Source organism: Nocardiopsis eucommiae (genome assembly GCF_965344335.1).
Lineage (GTDB): Bacteria > Actinomycetota > Actinomycetes > Streptosporangiales > Streptosporangiaceae > Nocardiopsis > Nocardiopsis eucommiae.
Genome location: NZ_CBDRIY010000005.1, coordinates 1 through 15,685, shown reverse-complemented (window position 1 = coordinate 15,685; position 15,685 = coordinate 1). Strand labels below are relative to the sequence as shown.

Sequence of the window (15,685 nt, the reverse complement as noted above, 5' to 3'; positions counted from 1 at the left end):
GCCAGGCGTTAGCAGACTTCGCAGGAATGCCGGGAGGACTTAGCCGACCTCAGCACGCGGGCCCGCACTCGTGGAGCCAGGACTCCCAACGGAGTCACCGGCTCGGTGCCTCTGAGCATCCAGGAATCGCACCCATCCGGGGGCCACCGTCGGAAGGCATACCACTCAGAGGAGGTCGCGGAGCTCGTCCGGGGTGAGACCCGCCTGTTTGAGGACGGACACCGTGGTCCCACGCTTGAGCTCCTTGTGCAGCGGGACGATCACCACCCGGGCACCCTTCCTGAGCTTCGCGTGGTCGCCCTTGGTCCGGACGTGCTCGAAGCCGATCCGCTGGAGTGCGGCGACCACTTTGGCACCGGAGGAGATCGGAATGTGGGAAGGGCTCACGCGGGCAAGCGTACGTCGATCTCCGTGACCCTGGTGGGAGTTTCCGCCAATTGCCGGACGGCGTCCTCGTCGTCCTCGAAGTACAGCTCCAGGGCTTCGGTGAGCGCATACAGCGCTTCCTCCTCCGTCTCACCCTGAGAGGCGACCTCAACGTCCACCGCGCGCGCCACGTAACCACCGGCCTCGTGGTCGGGCGTCACAGTGACGGCCAGGTGCAGTGTGCGGTGCATGCACGCAACGGTACCCAACGGAGAGGAGATCTGAGGGAAGTTCGTATGCAAACTAGCAATCTGCAACCTGCAAGGTTTGCACCCTTGGCTGAATCACGCCTGCGGGTTGGCAGAACTCAGCAGGTTTCGCCCCTTCCACCAGGTGATTCGCCCATGCGAACCTCGGCTGCACAGAGACCGCGTCGAGGGGATGAACATGGAGCAGCACCGCGTCCGGGTCCACCGGAGCTCCGAGGGGCCCGCCAAGGAGGAGCAGCTGGCCCACCGGATCGCGTCCGTGGCAGCCGACCCGGTCAGGGTCGAGCCCGCCGTGGTGGAGATGATCGGCAACCGGGTCATCGACAACGCCGCCGTGGCCGCCGCCTCCCTGCGCCGCCGCCCCGTCCGCAGCGCGCGGGCGCAGGCCACCCGGCACCCGCTGAACCCCGGCGCGGCGATCATGGGCACCCCGCCGTCCACACGCGTCTCCCCCGAGTGGGCGGCCTGGGCCAACGGCGTGGCCGTCCGGGAACTGGACTTCCACGACACCTTCCTGGCCGCCGACTACTCGCACCCCGGCGACAACATCCCGCCGATCCTCGCCGTCGCCCAGCACCTGGGCCGGGACGGCCGCGCCCTGGTGCGGGGCATCGCCACCGGGTACGAGATCCAGGTCGCCCTGGTGAAGGGCATCTGCCTGCACGAGCACAGGATCGACCACATCGCCCACCTGGGCCCGTCGGCGGCGGCCGGGATCGGCACCCTCCTGGAGCTCGACACCGAGACCGTCTACCAGGCGGTCCAGCAGGCCCTGCACGTGACCACCACCACGCGGCAGTCGCGCAAGGGCGAGATCTCCAGCTGGAAGGCGTACGCGCCCGCGTTCGCCGGGAAGATGGCCGTGGAGTCCGTCGACCGCGCCATGCGCGGCGAGGGCGCCCCCTCCCCCGCCTACGAGGGCGAGGACGGCTTCATCGCCCGCCTGCTGAGCGGGCCGGGCGTCGACTACCTCGTGGAGCTGCCGGGCCCGGGTGAGGCCAAGCGCGGCATCCTGGACACCTACACCAAGGAGCACTCGGCCGAGTACCAGAGCCAGGCCCTCATCGACCTGGCCCGACGTCTGGGCCCGAGGATCGGGGACACCGCGCGGGTCCGTTCCGTGACGATCCACACCAGCCACCACACGCACCACGTGATCGGCACCGGTTCGGGCGACCCGCAGAAGATGGACCCCCGGGCCAGCCGGGAGACCCTGGACCACTCCATCCCCTACATCTTCGCCGTCGCCCTCCAGGACGGCGAGTGGCACCACGAGCGCTCCTACGCTCCCGAGCGCGCCCAGCGTCCGGACACCGTGGAGCTGTGGCACCGGATCAGCACGGTCGAGGACCCGGAGTGGACCCGCCGCTACCACGCGACGGACCCGAAGGAGAAGGCCTTCGGCGGCCGTGTGGTGGTGGAGATGGCGGACGGCTCCGTGATCGAGGACGAGATCGCGATGGCCGACGCCCACCCGCTCGGTGACCGTCCCTTCACCCGCCCTGACTACGTCGCCAAGTTCCGTGCCCTCTCCGAGGGGATCGTCGCCCGCGCCGAGCAGGACCGCTTCCTGGACCTGGTCGAACGCCTGCCCGAGCTCACCACCGACGAGGTCCGCCAGCTGTCCTTCATGGAGGACCCCGACACCGCGCCGGGCGACCTGCCGACCTCCAAGGGGATCTTCTGATGCCGCACACGCCTCCGACGACGCCTTCGCCGAAGGCGTCCCCGACTTCACGATCCGAACGGATGTGGTGAGCATGACCGACACGGCGATCCGCAAGGGCCTGGCCGGGGTGGTGGTCGACACCACCGAGATCTCCATGGTCGACGAGGCCTCCAACTCGCTGACCTACCGCGGCTACCCGGTGCAGGACCTGGCCGCCTCGTGCACGTTCGAGGAGGTCGCGTACCTGCTCTGGTACGGGGAGCTGCCGACGGCGGGCCAGCTGCGCGAGTTCACCGCACGGGAGCGGGCCAACCGCGCCCTGGACCGGCACACCCTGGACCTGCTGCGCCGCCTCCCGGAGACCGCGCACCCCATGGACGTGCTGCGTACCGCCATCAGCTACCTGGGCGCGGACGACCCCGCCGAGGACGACGCCTCGGTGGCGGCCAACCGGGCCAAGGCCGAGGCCATGCTGGCCAAGCTGCCCACGGTGGTCGCCGCCGACCACCGGCGGCGCCGGGGGCTGGACCCGATCCAGCCGGACCCGGGCCTGGGGCACGCCGAGAACTTCTTCCACATGTGCTTCGGAAGGGTCCCCGAGCCCGAGGTGGTGCGCTGCTTCGAGGTGTCGATGATCCTCTACGCCGAGCACAGCTTCAACGCCTCCACCTTCACCGCCCGGGTGGTGACCTCCACCCTGTCGGACATCTACAGCTCCGTGACGGCGGCGATCGGCGCCCTGAAGGGTTCGCTGCACGGCGGCGCCAACGAGGCCGTCATGCACATGCTCCAGGAGATCGGTTCGGCGGAGCGCGCCTCCGACTGGCTGGACACCGCCCTGGCCGAGAAGCGGAAGATCATGGGCTTCGGGCACCGCGTGTACAAGCACGGGGACTCCAGGGTGCCGACCATGCGCGCGGCGCTGGACCGGATGGCCGCGCTCAGGGGTGCCGAGGAGCTCATGGAGCTGTACGGAGCCCTGGAGGCGGAGATGGTGGCCCGCAAGGGCATCCACCCGAACCTGGACTACCCGGCGGGCCCCGCCTACCACCTGATGGGGTTCGAGGTCCCGACCTTCACGCCGCTGTTCGTGATGGCCCGGATCACCGGGTGGACCGCGCACATCCTGGAGCAGCAGGAGGCCAACGCGCTCATCCGCCCTCTGAGCAGCTACACGGGGCGCGAGCGCCGTCCGGTGCCGCTGCCCGCCCAGCGCCTGGCGGGCTGACCGCCGCCGGGACACCCCGGCCCGGCCCGGTCTCCCTCGGGGCCGGGCCGACGGTGTCACCGCCCCGTGACACGTCCGCGCGAGGGCACCGTGACGCGGAGGGGCCGCCCGTGGTGCGGGCCCCGGTTCGCCGCGTGTGGGGAGATTCCTCCCATGGGACGCCCCCCGCTGGGTAGTGTCCGGGGGAGACCGCGGGCCGAGGACGGGAGCGTGCCGGATGAGCGCAGAGCGTGGGGAACACGTGAGCACCGACGAGGCCAGGGAGGCGTCCGCGCGGCTGTGGTCGCTGGCCAGCCCGGTCACCCCGATGGCGATCCGGGCGGTGGCCACGCTGAGGGTCGCGGACCACCTGGCCGAGGGGCCGCGCACGGCCGCCGAGCTCGGCGCGGCGGTCGGGGCGGACCCGGACGGCCTGGCACGGGTGCTGCGGTACCTGGCCGGGGAGGGCCTGTTCACCCTGGAGGGGGGCCGGTTCGCGCTCACGACGGTCGGGGACTGCCTGCGGACGGACCACCCGTACTCCCGGCTACCCTGGTTCGCCGGGGACGGCGCACACGGGCGCGCCGACCTGTGTCTGTCCGAGCTGGCCGAGGCGCTGCGCACCGGCCGGAGCGCCTACTCCCTGCGTTTCGGCGGCTCCGGTTTCTGGGAGGACCTGTCCGCCGATCCGGAGCTGTCCCGGTCCTTCGACGAGCTCATGAGCGGCCGGATGGTCAACCACTCCGAGACCATCGCGGAGATGTACGAGTGGCAGGCGCTGGACCACGTCGTGGACGTGGGCGGCGGCAACGGCGCGCTGCTGCTCACCCTGCTGGAGCGCTTCCCCCGGCCGCGCGGGACCGTGGTGGACCTACCCGGTCCGGTGGCTGCGGCGCGCGCGAACTTCCGGGAGGCGGGTCTGGCCGACCGCGCCGACGCCGTCGCGGGGAGCTTCTTCGATCCGCTTCCGGTGACCGGCGACGCCTTCGTGCTGGGGTGGATCCTGCACGACTGGGACGACGCGTCGGCCGTGACGATCCTGCGGCGGTGCGCGGAGGCGGCCGGTCCGACCGGGACGGTGCTGGTGGCCGAGCACGCCGCCGAGGACGTGGTGAGCGAGCTGGACCTGCGGATGCTGGCCTTCTTCCAGGGCCGGGAGCGGAGCACCGACGAACTGGCGGCCCTGGCCGAACGGGCGGGGTTGTGTGTCGCCGGGAGCCACCGGCACAAGGGGGTCGCCCTGGTGGAGCTGACCCCCGGCCACCCGATGTGATCTACGCCACATACACCTCCGTCACCACGGGTAACGTGATCACCACGTAATTCCCGCCGCTGACCCCGTTGACGCGGATGCCCCCGGACTGGCTCCATGGTGCGCACCTCTTCACACCCGCTACTGAGGAGTTCGTACATGATCAACCGCAGGCTCTTCCTGGGCGGCGCCACGATCGCCGCCGGAGCTCCCCTGCTCGGCGCGACCGGTTGCGCCACCAGCCCCCAGAGCATCACCCCCGTCTCGAACACGGCCAACCTGGGAGCGCTCCCGGTGAGCGTGACCAACAACAGCGGCCGCTTCGGGGACGACGAGGTCCTCGTCTACGTCGTCGGCACCGACCTGGTCGACGACGTCCACTGCCGGGTCGACGCCGAGGGCACGCCCCACCCCGTCAGCGTGGACGACAACACCGACGACGGCTACACGGACTACTCGATCCCCCTGGGCGCCCTCTCCGGCATGACGCTCCCGTACATGTCCGGCCGGATCTACTTCGCCATGGGCGGGAAGCTCGGCATCCGGATCGTGGAGGACGGTGACGGGAACCCCGCCCTCCAGCTCCCCGCCGGCTGGGTCGAGGACGACCACGGCTTCGACGTCCTGCACGACTCGGTGGAGTTCACCCACAACGAGGACGGCATGTTCTGCAACACCTCGATGGTGGACCAGTTCAGCGTGCCGATCGGTATCCGGCTGACCGGGAACGAGGACCAGAGCACCGGTTTCCTGCTGCCCGGCGGACGCGACGCGATCTTCGAGACCCTCGCCGCCGACCCGGACTTCTCACCGCTGGTCTACGACAGCCACCGGATCATCGCCCCCGGCCACGGGCTCGACGCGGGGATCTTCCCCACCGACTACTTCGACCCGTACGTGGACCAGGTGTGGTCGCACTACGCGGGCACCGACCTCAGCGTCACGACCAACGCCGGGACCTTCACCGGCCGGGTGCAGGGCGACGAGCTGCTGTTCGACGGCGGGGTCTCCCCCATCGCCCGGCCCAGCACCCGGGACGTGTTCTTCTGCGACGGCGCCCTGGCCGCGCCCAACGACGGGATCACCGGCCCCGTGGCGGCGATCGTGGGGGCGGCGCTCAACCGCGCCACCCTGCTGGACCACGCGGCCCAGCCCACCAACGACCCGGCCGAGTTCTACCTGGCCGACATCGCCAACCGCTACGCCGGGACCTTCCACGAGCACACCGAGGACGGCAAGGCGTACGGGTTCGCCTTCGACGACGTCGAGGACTTCGCGTCCTACATCCAGGACCACGGCCCGTCGGGACTGGAGATCACCCTGACGCCGTTCTAGGGACCTGACGGCGCTCCAGGAAGCCGCCACGGCGCGGCCCCACGAACGCGCGCCCCGGACGACCGGTCTGATGGGAGGCCGGGCGGCCGGGGCGCGCACCTCCCTGTCAGCCGGTCGGGGCGGGGACGGCTCCGTCAGGCTTCCCGGTCTCCGTCCCCGGCCGGCTCAGCGGGTCGGGTGCTCGGTCTCCTCGTACCAGCGCCTGGCGGACTCGCCCTCGTTGAGGATGAGGACGACGACCATGAGCACGAGGCCGACGATGCCGCTCTCCCCGGTCAGCATGTTGATCAGCGCGGAGGTGACGCCGACCCCCACCACCACGCGCACCAGGGTCCGGGTGCGGTGTCCGCCCCGACCGACGGTGGCGGCCACGTAGACGTAGAAGACGGTCGTCGCGAGGGCCACGAGCATCAACAGCCAGAAGGCGCCGGGGCTCACTCCGGTGGCGCTCTCCAGCTGCCCCGAACTCACCGCGCTCACACCCACCAGGGCCAGCAGGAGGGCGAGGCCGGCGATGCCGGACATGACGAAGAGGATGACCTGGACGGCCGTGAGCGCGCCGGGTTTGGGATTCATGGGGGATGCAGCTCCGTGCTGGGGTGACGATCGTCCGGGACCTCGTCCCGGGCCTGACCCTCCGTGAGACGCCTCGCGGAGGACCCTGGTTCCGCCCTCCGTGCCGGTCCCGATCACCCGGACGACGCGCGGCCCGGGTCCCCTCGGGTCACCCGGGCCGCGTCCGCCGGACTCACTCCGTGGCGGGCTCCGCCCCGCCGGAGCGCTCGCGCACCGACTCCACGATCGCGGAGAAGTCCCGGGGCTCACCGTCCAGGCCCTCCACGAAGGCCCGGTAGACCTCGGCGGCCCGGCTCCCGACCAGCGCCTCCACCCCGGTCTCCTCCAGCGCGTTGGCCGCCAGACCGAGGTCCTTGGCCATCAGCGCCGCCGCGAACCCCGGCCGGTAGCCGTTGTTGGCCGGACTGGTCGGCACCGGACCCGGGACCGGACAGTACGAGGTGAGCGACCAGCACTGCCCCGAGGCCGTGGACATCACGTCGTACAGCGCCTGGTGGGTCAGGCCCAGCCGCTCGCCCAGCACGAACGCCTCGCTCACGGCGAGCATCGACGCGCCCAGCACCATGTTGTTGCAGATCTTCGCGGCCTGCCCGCCACCCGGGCCACCACAGTGCACGGCCCTGCCGCCCATCACGTCCAACAGAGGCCGCGCCGTGGCGAGGTCGGCCTCCTCCGCGCCGACCATGAAGGTGAGCGTCCCGCCCTCGGCCCCCGCCACCCCTCCGGAGACCGGGGCGTCCATGGCCCGGTGCCCGGCCTCCACGGCGGCGGCGTTGGCCGCGCGCGCGTCGGCCACGTCCACGGTGGAGCAGTCCAGGAAGAGCGTTCCGGGGCGGGCGTCCGCCAGCAGGCCCTCCGAGCCCCCGTCGCCCCGGTAGGCGGCGAGCAGATGGCGACCGCTCGGCAGCATGGTGATGACGACGTCGGCCCCGGCCACGGCCTCGGCTGCGGACCCGGCCACCCGGACCCCGGCACCGGCCGCCCGCTCCAGCGCCTCGGGGACCAGGTCGTAACCGGTGACGTCGTGCCCGGCGGCGACCAGGTTGGCGGCCATCGGCCCGCCCATGTTGCCGAGTCCGACGAAGGCGATCGCGGTCATCGCGCACCCCCGTCGGCCGTGGCTGGCGGTTCGGCGAGGCCGACCGGCCCGTCCGGGGCGGGCGCGAAGGCGCGCTCGACGTCGGCGTCGGTGACCCCCGCCAGCGTGGCCGGGGACCACCGGGGGTCGCGGTCCTTGTCGATCACCTGCGCGCGGATGCCCTCCGCCAGGTCGGGCCAGGTCAGCGCGGCCGTGGACACCCGGTACTCCTGTTCGAGGACCTCCTCCAGTCCGGCCAGGCGACGGGCCCGGCGCAGCGCGGCCAGGGTGGTCTTCACGGCGGTCGGGGACTTGGCCCCGATGGTGTCGGCCGCCTTCGCCGCCTCCGGATCACCGTGCTCGCGCAGTCGCGCCACGATCTCCTCGGCGGTGTCGGCGGAGTAGCAGGCGTCGATCCACCCGCGCCGGGACTCCAGGGGCGCGGCCGGGACGCCCTCCGCGAAACGGGCCACGGCCTCGGTGACGTCGGCCTCCGTGGCCGCCTCCGTGAGCGCGGAGACGAGGTCGGGCAGGCGCTCGGAGGGCACGTAGTGGTCGGCCATGCCGGTGTACACCGCGTCCGCCGCGCCGATCGGCGTGCCGGTGAGCGCCAGGTGGGTACCGGTCTCACCGGGCGCCCGCGAGAGCAGGAACGTGCCGCCGACGTCGGGCACGAACCCGATGGTGGTCTCCGGCATGCCCACCTTGGAGCGTTCGGTGACCACGCGGACCCCGCCGTGCGCGGAGACCCCCACGCCCCCGCCCATGACCACGCCGTCCATGAGGGCGACGTAGGGCTTGGGATAGCGGGCGATCTGCGCGTTGAGGTGGTACTCGTCCCGCCAGAAGTCGGCGGCCTGGCGGTCGCCGTTCACCGCGCTGGCCCGGATGGCGCGGATGTCGCCGCCCGCGCACAGGCCGCGCTCCCCCGCGCCGTCGAGCAGCACCACCGACACGCCCTCGTCCTTCTCCCAGGAGGTGAGGGCGTCCGCGAACGCGCGGACCATGGCGTGGTCGAGGGCGTTGATGGCGCGCGGCCGGTTGAGCGTGGCTCGGGCGAGCGTGCCCTCCACGCGCAGCAGCACGGAGGCGTCGTCCTCGCCGGTGTTCCTGTCGCTGGTCATCAGGCGGCCCCGGTGAGTCGTCGAGCGATGATGAGGCTCATGATCTCGTTGGTTCCTTCCAGGATTCGGTGCACCCGCAGGTCGCGCACGATCTTCTCAATGCCGTACTCCGTGAGGTAGCCGTACCCCCCGTGGAGCTGGAGGGCCTGGTCCGCGACGGTGTACCCGGCCTCGGTGGCGAACCGCTTGGCCATCGCGCACAGGTGCGCGGCCTCGGGGTCCCCGTCGTCCAGGGCGCCCGCCGCCCGCCACAGCAGGGAGCGGGCGGCCTCCAGTTCGGTGGCCATCTCCGCGAGCCGGAACCGCAGCGCCTGGGCGTTGATCAGCGGGGCGCCGAAGGCCTCGCGGCTCCCCAGGTAGGCGGTGCTGCGCTCCAGGGCGGCCAGGGCGCCGCCGAGCGAGCAGGCGGCGATGCCGAGGCGCCCGCCGTTGAGCCCGTTCATCGCGATCCGGAAGCCGTCGCCCTCGCCTCCCAGGAGGCGGTCGGCGGGCAGCCGGACCCCGTCCATGAGCACCTGACGGGTGGGTTGGGCGTTCCAGCCCATCTTGGCCTCGTCGGCACCGAACGACACCCCCGGGTCGTCGCGGTGCACGACGAACGCGGAGATCCCGGCCGCGCCGACGCCACCGGTGCGCGCCATCACCACGTACACCTCGGAGACGCCCGCGCCGGAGATGAACTGCTTGGACCCGGTGAGCACGTAGGCGTCCCCGTCGCGGACCGCCCGGGTGCTGAGCGCGGCGGCGTCGGAACCGGCGCCGGGTTCGGTGAGGCAGTAGCTGCCCAGGGTCTCCATGGAGCACAGACCCGGCAGCCAGCGGGCGCGCTGGTCGGCGTCGCCGTAGCGGTCGACCATCCAGGCGACCATGTTGTGGATGGACAGGTACCCGGCCACGGACGGGCATCCGGTGGCCAGGGCCTCGAAGACCAGGGCGCCGTCGAGCCTGGTCAGCCCGGTGCCGCCGGAGTCCTCGGAGACGTAGAGGCCGCCCATGCCGAGGTCGGCGGCCCTGCGGAGCACGTCGACCGGGAAGTGCTTGGTCTGGTCCCAGCCGACGGCGAACGGTGCGAGGTGTTCGTCCGCGAACCCGCGCGCGGTCTCGGCCAGCGCGCGCTGTTCGTCGGTGATCGCGGCGGTCACCGGACGACCGGGATCGTGAACTCCGCGCCCTCCTTGACCCCGGAGGGCCAGCGCGAGGTGACGGTCTTGGTGCGGGTGTAGAAGCGGATCGAGTCGGGACCGTGCTGGTTGAGGTCTCCGAAGCCGGACCTCTTCCAGCCGCCGAACGTGTGGTAGGCGACCGGCACCGGGATGGGCACGTTGACGCCGACCATGCCGGTGTTGACGCGCTGCGAGAAGTCGCGCGCGGTGTCGCCGTCCCGGGTGAAGACGGAGACGCCGTTGCCGTACTCGTGCTCGCTGGGCAGTCGCAGGGCCTCCTCGTAGTCGGCCGCGCGCACCACGGACAGCACGGGGCCGAAGATCTCCTCCCGGTAGACGCGCATGTCGGGGGTGACGCGGTCGAACAGGGAGGCCCCGGTGAAGAAGCCCTCCTCGTGACCCTTCACCTTGAGGCCGCGCCCGTCGACCACCAGTTCGGCGCCCTCCTCCACGCCCAGGGCGACGTAGGCGTCCACCCGGTCGAGGGCGTCCCTGGACACCAGGGGTCCGAAGTCGGCGTCGGGGTCGTCCGAGGCGCCCACGGTCAGCCCGGCGATGCGTTCGGTCAGTTTGGAGACGAGGGCGTCGGCGGTCTCCTCGCCCACGGGGACCGCCACGGAGATCGCCATGCAGCGCTCACCGGCGGACCCGTACCCGGCGCCGATCAGGGCGTCCGCGACCTGGTCCAGGTCGGCGTCGGGCATGACGACCATGTGGTTCTTGGCCCCGCCGAAGCACTGGGCCCGCTTGCCGTGCGCGGTGGCCGTGGAGTAGACGTACTCCGCGATCGGGGTGGAGCCCACGAAGCCCACCGCGGCCACGCGGGGGTCGGTGAGCAGGGTGTCCACCGTCTCCTTGCCGCCGTTGACCACGTTGAGCACGCCGGGCGGGAGTCCGGCCTCCAGGAAGAGCTCGGCCAGCCGGAGCGGGACCGAGGGGTCGCGTTCCGAGGGCTTGAGGATGAAAGCGTTCCCGCAGGCCAGAGCGGGTGCGGCCTTCCAGAGCGGGATCATCGCCGGGAAGTTGAACGGGGTGATGCCCGCGACCACGCCCAGGGGCTGGCGCAGGGAGTGGACGTCGATCCCGGCCCCGGCGTTGTCGGTGAACTCGCCCTTGAGCAGGTGCGGGATCCCGGCCGCGAACTCGACCACCTCCAGTCCGCGCTGGAGGTCGCCGTGGGCGTCGGCCACGGTCTTGCCGTGTTCGGCGGACAGGGCCCGGGCGATCGACTCACGCTCGGGTTCGACCAGCTGGAGGAACCTGAGCAGGACCCGCGCCCTGCGCTGGGGGCTCCAGGAACCCCAGGCGACCTGTGCCTCCTCGGCGTCGGCGATGACCGCCTCGGTCTCCGCCCGGTCCGCCAGGGGGACCCTCGCCCTGATCCGACCGGTGCTGGGCTCGTAGACGTCACCGAAGCGGCCGCTCCGGCCCGGGACGTTCCTGCCATGCACGAAATGCGTCAGCTCGCTGACCATGCGTGTTCGCTCCATCCTCGTGGACCACACGAATCTCGGGCCGCGAGCGGTGGCCTGACTTCCGGAGTCTCCCCCGGTCACAGTGGCGGGACCGTGCTGGATTCGCACCAGCTTCCCCGCTCCTCGGCCCCCTCACCATATAGTTGGACGTCCTACTAAATCCAGACCCCGAGGCGACGCGTTGTGGGTCTCCGGCCCGCGCCGGTCGCCCACGCGGCCCGCGTGCCCCGAGTGGGTCGCGGTTAGCGTGGAGCTGTGTGCCGGTGCCCCCTCTCCGGAGCCACCCGAGACACCGGCGCGGAAAGTCGGTGGTCCCCCCGTGTCCGACCCCACCCCCCGCCCGTCGTCAGCGCCGCTCGGCGGACGTTTCTGGGCCTTCTGGTCCGCGTCCCTGGCCTCGAACCTGAGCGACGGCGTGGCGATGATCGCCGTCCCGTGGCTGGCGTCCTCCCTGGCCCCCGAGAACGCCGCGCTCGTGGCCGCCGTCGCCACCGCGGGCCGACTCCCCTGGCTCCTCCTGGCGCTCCCCGCGGGGGTGCTGGTGGACCGCCTGCCCCGGTTCACGCTGATGGTCTCCGCCAACGCGCTGCGGATGCTGCTCTGGGCGCTGCTGGCCCTGGTGGTGTTCTCCGGCTGGGCCTCGATCCCCCTGCTCGCCGCCTTCGCGTTCTGCTTCGGTGCCCTGGAGGTCTGCCACGACACCGCCGCCGAGACCACGGTGACGGCGCTGGTCCCCAGGGAACGACTGGAGAGCGCCAACGGACACGTCCGGTCCGGGGCGGTCGTCGCGCAGGAGTTCGCCGGACGCCCCTTGGGCGGGTTCGTGCTGGTCCTCGGCCTGTTCGCGCCGTTCCTGTTCAACGTCGCCGCGCTGCTGGTGTCGGTGGTGGCGCTCCTGCGGGTCCGCGCGACCACCCCCGCGACGACCGCAACGCCCTCCCCTGCTTCCGCCGGGCGGACGCCGCGCGGTGTGTGGAGCGACGTGGTCGAGGGCGTGCGGGCCCTGTGGGACCAGCCGCTGCTGCGCTCGGTGGCCGTCATCGCGGTGTTCGTGAACACCGCCTACGCCACCCTGCTCTCCACCCAGGTGCTGTTCGTCCGCGACGTCCTGGGGCTGGGGTCGACCGGGTTCGGCCTGCTCATGGCCTTCGCCGCGATCGGCGGGGTGATCGGCGGGCAGGTGGTCTCCCGTCTGCGCTCCGCGCTGCCCCACGGAACCCTGCCGACGTTCTGTCTGGCCGCGAGCGGGCTGCTGTACCTGCTGGTGGCGCTGTTCCCGCTCACCCCCGTGGTGGCCGGGGTGTATCTCCTCAGCGGCGGCCTGGTGCTGGGCTACGCGGTCGCGATGACCTCCATCCGCCAGCGCGTCACCCCGGACCACCTGCTCGGGCGCGTGAACGCCGCCATGCGCACGGTCAGCTGGGGCATGAGCGCCGTGGGCATGGCGGCTGGAGGCGTCCTGGTGGCCGTCCTGGCACCCACCCTGGGCCAGGCTGACGCGCTCCGTGTCCCCTACGCACTGGTGAGCGCGGTCAGTCTGGCGGTGGTGGTGTTCTTCGGCCGCAGGCTGGTCGGTCTGGTGCGCGAGCACGACCGGTGAGCACGGGATCGGGGCAGGAGGGTCGCGCCCCGATCCGGTCATCCCCCGGACGCCCCGAGGGTGCGGAGGAGCCCGTGGGCCTCGTCCACCCGGGCGGGGTAGGCCTCGGGGCCCTCCGCGAGCCGCATCGCCGTGAGGTCGCAGGCCATGGCGGTGTGGGCCGCCAGGACGGCGACGTTCTCCGCCGTCCCGGCCTCGGTCAGGGCACCGGCCAGGCGGAGCGCCCTCTGTTGGCGGGTGAGCAGGTAGCGGGATCTGAGGTCGATGCTCTCCCTGAGGAGCCGCACGAGCACGGCCGAGTGCGCCGGGGAGAGGGCGGTGGGTCCGCTGGCGGTCGCGGCCTCACGGAGCAGGGCGAGCGCGTCCCCGAGGTCGGTCCCCGGCTTCAGGTCCGCACGTTCGCGCACGTAGGAGCACATGCGGTCCACCTCGGCGCTGTCGTCGGCGAACAGCACCTGTTGTTTGTCACCGAAGTACCGGAAGAAGGTCGTGCGGCCGACCTCGGCGCGTTCCGCGATGGCCGCGACCGTCACGTTGTCGAATCCGTGTTCGGCGAAGAGTTGGAAGGCTGCTGACACGATCGTGGCCCTCGCCTTACGACGTTTGCGAGCGTGGAGCGTGTCCGGGGGGTGTTGCATGAGGCGACCCTATCGAGTGGGAACTCGGTTCTCGATGGTACGCGGGACCGGCCATTGGGACGGTGGTCCCGAAACGGACCGAGAGACCGAAGGAGCGGGATGTCTTCCGGGCTGGATGACGGGATGTGACCGGCGTTCCGGGGCCTGGGGGCAGCCTCGGAGCGAACACCGGTAGCCCGGGAGTTTATTGCAAAGTGATCTGGTACCGACAACCGCCTTCCACTCGCCGCAGAACCCTTGCCCGGAAAGGGTTCCCTCCACACGGAAGTTATCCCTCAACAGGGCCACCATTTCCCCGAGGGCCGAATTCGCCACCCACGGTAAATCGTTCGGGTTCCTAACTATTCACTTGCCGAGACGTCCGGAACCCGCTCCCGGCGCCTCCTCGACCCTCCCCGCGCGCTCGTCCTCGTGGCTCCCGACGTTCGTCGCACCCCTGTGCCAGAGTGGAGACCTGGCTCACATCTTGGAGTTCGTCATGGCATATCTCCTGGTCATCGGCACGCGCAAGGGGCTCTTCACGGCCCGGAGCGAGGATCGGCGCACATGGGACGTGACCGGCCCGCACCGGCTCGACGAGGCCAACGACGCCGGGGTGAGTCCCGTCTACGCGGTCGGGATCAACCCGCACACCGGGCGTCTGCTCGTCGGCACGGAGAGCTGGCACTTCGGCCCGAGCGTCTGGCACAGCGACGACCTCGGCGCCACGTGGACCGAGCCCCCGGCCCCGCCGATCGCCTTCCCCCAGGACACGGACGGCTCACTGACCCGTGCCTGGCAGTTCGCCTTCGGCGCCGACCCCGACACCGTGTTCGCCGGGGTGGAGCCGCACGCCCTGTTCAGGTCCTCCGACGGAGGCGACAGCTTCGAGCTGGTCCGCGCGCTGTGGGACCACCCGCACCGGGTCAACTGGATGCCCGGTGCCGGAGGGGCCGCCATCCACACGATCCTGCCCGGCACTCTCGGTGTGGGCCACCGGTCGCCCGAGGCGATCACCGTGGCCATGTCCACGGGGGGTGTCTACCAGACCGCGGACGACGGGGCGAGCTGGAATCCGACCAACCGGGGCATCTCCGCGGGGTTCCTCCCCGACGAGGAGCCCGAGTACGGCCAGTGCGTGCACAAGGTCGCCGCCGCCCCGGACGGCTCGTTCTACGCGCAGAACCACCACGGCGTCTACCGCAGCGCGGACCCGGCGGCGGACGGGTGGAGCCGGATCGAGGAGGGTCTGCCCACCGACTTCGGCTTCGCCATGGTCGCGCACCCGCACACCCCGGACACCGCGCTGAACTTCCCGGTGATCAGCCAGGAGGTCCACCTCCCGGCGAAGCACCGCCTGGGCGCCTACCGGACCGACGACGGCGGCCGGACGTGGCGGGCGATCAACGAGGGCCTGCCCGAGGAGCCGTACTTCGGGATCGTCCTGCGCGACGCCGCCTGCACGGACGGGGCGGAGGTGCCCGGCTTCTACTTCGGCACCCGTTCGGGGGACGTGTACGCGACGACGGACGACGACGACCGCTGGCGCCTCGTCGCCGCCCATCTGCCCGACGTCCTGAGCGTGCGGGCCACGGAGGTGTGAGATGCGGGTGACCGTGCACCTGACCAGCGTGCTGCGTGCCGACGCCGAGGGCGCCACCCACGTTCGGGTCGAGGTCGAGGACGGAACCGCGCTGCGCGGGGTGCTGGACGCGCTGGCCGCCCTCCACCCCGGCCTGGACCGTCGGATCAGGGACGAGCAGGGCGCTCTGCGCCGCTTCGTGAACGTGTTCGTGGACCAGGACGAGTGCCGCACCGTGGGCGGCCTGGACGCCCCGGTCCGCGACGGAGCGGACGTCCGACTGCTGCCCTCCGTCGCCGGGGGCTGAACGGCCGGGGGGGGGGGGGGGGGGGGGGGGGGGGGGGGGGGGGGGGGGGGGGGGGGGGGGGGGGG

15 protein-coding genes and 1 riboswitch are annotated in these 15,685 nt (G+C 71.9%); of the genes, 7 read left to right on the top strand and 8 right to left on the bottom strand.

Annotated features, from left to right (window positions below):
• Positions 1-165: 165 nt before the first annotated feature.
• Both ACRWK8_RS04395 and ACRWK8_RS04390 read right to left on the bottom strand, forming a co-directional pair.
• Positions 166-387, bottom strand: a complete 222-nt coding sequence (locus ACRWK8_RS04395; protein ID WP_431868492.1) for a type II toxin-antitoxin system HicA family toxin — start codon at positions 385-387, stop codon at positions 166-168.
• The gene (locus ACRWK8_RS04390) at positions 384-617 is read right to left on the bottom strand and encodes a type II toxin-antitoxin system HicB family antitoxin (protein ID WP_431868490.1); all 234 of its coding nucleotides are present in this window, start codon (positions 615-617) and stop codon (positions 384-386) included. The genes ACRWK8_RS04395 and ACRWK8_RS04390 overlap by 4 nt, the downstream gene beginning before the upstream one ends.
• 196 nt (positions 618-813) lie before the next feature.
• Between ACRWK8_RS04390 and ACRWK8_RS04385 the strand changes: the two genes are divergently transcribed.
• From ACRWK8_RS04385 to ACRWK8_RS04370, 4 genes are all read left to right on the top strand, one after another.
• Positions 814-2,322, top strand: coding sequence for an MmgE/PrpD family protein (locus ACRWK8_RS04385; RefSeq protein WP_378738967.1), 1,509 nt, complete (start codon positions 814-816; stop codon positions 2,320-2,322).
• A gap of 73 nt (positions 2,323-2,395) precedes the next feature.
• Positions 2,396-3,532, top strand: coding sequence for a bifunctional 2-methylcitrate synthase/citrate synthase (locus ACRWK8_RS04380; RefSeq protein ID WP_378738969.1), 1,137 nt, complete (start codon positions 2,396-2,398; stop codon positions 3,530-3,532).
• Positions 3,533-3,749: 217 nt separating this feature from the next.
• A complete protein-coding gene (locus tag ACRWK8_RS04375; RefSeq protein WP_431868487.1) occupies positions 3,750-4,784 on the top strand; it encodes a methyltransferase in 1,035 nt (344 codons plus the stop codon).
• 138 nt (positions 4,785-4,922) lie between these two features.
• On the top strand, positions 4,923-6,098 hold the full coding sequence (locus tag ACRWK8_RS04370; RefSeq protein WP_378738974.1) for a beta-1,3-glucanase family protein: 1,176 nt from the start codon (positions 4,923-4,925) through the stop codon (positions 6,096-6,098).
• Between the two features lie 165 nt (positions 6,099-6,263).
• On the opposite strand, the gene ACRWK8_RS04365 is transcribed toward ACRWK8_RS04370, so the two are convergent.
• The 5 genes from ACRWK8_RS04365 to ACRWK8_RS04345 form a co-directional block, all read right to left on the bottom strand.
• Entirely contained in the window at positions 6,264-6,674 is a 411-nt protein-coding gene (locus ACRWK8_RS04365; protein WP_378738976.1) for a hypothetical protein, read from the bottom strand.
• 172 nt (positions 6,675-6,846) lie between these two features.
• Positions 6,847-7,773 carry a 3-hydroxyisobutyrate dehydrogenase gene (gene mmsB, locus ACRWK8_RS04360; protein ID WP_431868484.1) on the bottom strand — a complete coding sequence of 309 codons (927 nt, stop codon included), beginning with the start codon at positions 7,771-7,773 and terminating at the stop codon, positions 6,847-6,849.
• Complete coding sequence (locus ACRWK8_RS04355) at positions 7,770-8,876, bottom strand: enoyl-CoA hydratase/isomerase family protein (protein ID WP_431868482.1); 1,107 nt, start codon at positions 8,874-8,876, stop codon at positions 7,770-7,772. Before ACRWK8_RS04355 ends, mmsB begins: the two co-directional genes overlap by 4 nt.
• A complete protein-coding gene (locus tag ACRWK8_RS04350; RefSeq protein WP_378738982.1) occupies positions 8,876-10,018 on the bottom strand; it encodes an acyl-CoA dehydrogenase family protein in 1,143 nt (380 codons plus the stop codon). The genes ACRWK8_RS04355 and ACRWK8_RS04350 overlap by 1 nt, the downstream gene beginning before the upstream one ends.
• Positions 10,015-11,514 carry a CoA-acylating methylmalonate-semialdehyde dehydrogenase gene (locus tag ACRWK8_RS04345; RefSeq protein WP_378738984.1) on the bottom strand — a complete coding sequence of 500 codons (1,500 nt, stop codon included), beginning with the start codon at positions 11,512-11,514 and terminating at the stop codon, positions 10,015-10,017. The genes ACRWK8_RS04350 and ACRWK8_RS04345 overlap by 4 nt, the downstream gene beginning before the upstream one ends.
• Positions 11,513-11,658, bottom strand: a riboswitch (adenosylcobalamin (AdoCbl) riboswitch). Its footprint overlaps the gene before it by 2 nt.
• 175 nt (positions 11,659-11,833) lie before the next feature.
• On the opposite strand from ACRWK8_RS04345, the gene ACRWK8_RS04340 reads away from it, so the two are divergent.
• Positions 11,834-13,114, top strand: coding sequence for an MFS transporter (locus tag ACRWK8_RS04340; protein WP_431868480.1), 1,281 nt, complete (start codon positions 11,834-11,836; stop codon positions 13,112-13,114).
• A gap of 38 nt (positions 13,115-13,152) precedes the next feature.
• Here ACRWK8_RS04340 and ACRWK8_RS04335 read toward each other — a convergent pair whose 3' ends face one another.
• Positions 13,153-13,752, bottom strand: coding sequence for a TetR/AcrR family transcriptional regulator (locus ACRWK8_RS04335; RefSeq protein ID WP_378738989.1), 600 nt, complete (start codon positions 13,750-13,752; stop codon positions 13,153-13,155).
• A 478-nt stretch (positions 13,753-14,230) separates the two neighbouring features.
• Here ACRWK8_RS04335 and ACRWK8_RS04330 point away from each other — a divergent pair, with 478 nt between their 5' ends.
• Positions 14,231-15,334 carry a WD40/YVTN/BNR-like repeat-containing protein gene (locus ACRWK8_RS04330; protein ID WP_378738992.1) on the top strand — a complete coding sequence of 368 codons (1,104 nt, stop codon included), beginning with the start codon at positions 14,231-14,233 and terminating at the stop codon, positions 15,332-15,334.
• A gap of 1 nt (position 15,335) precedes the next feature.
• Positions 15,336-15,620, top strand: a complete 285-nt coding sequence (locus tag ACRWK8_RS04325) for a MoaD/ThiS family protein (RefSeq protein ID WP_378738994.1) — start codon at positions 15,336-15,338, stop codon at positions 15,618-15,620.
• Positions 15,621-15,685: the final 65 nt, after the last annotated feature.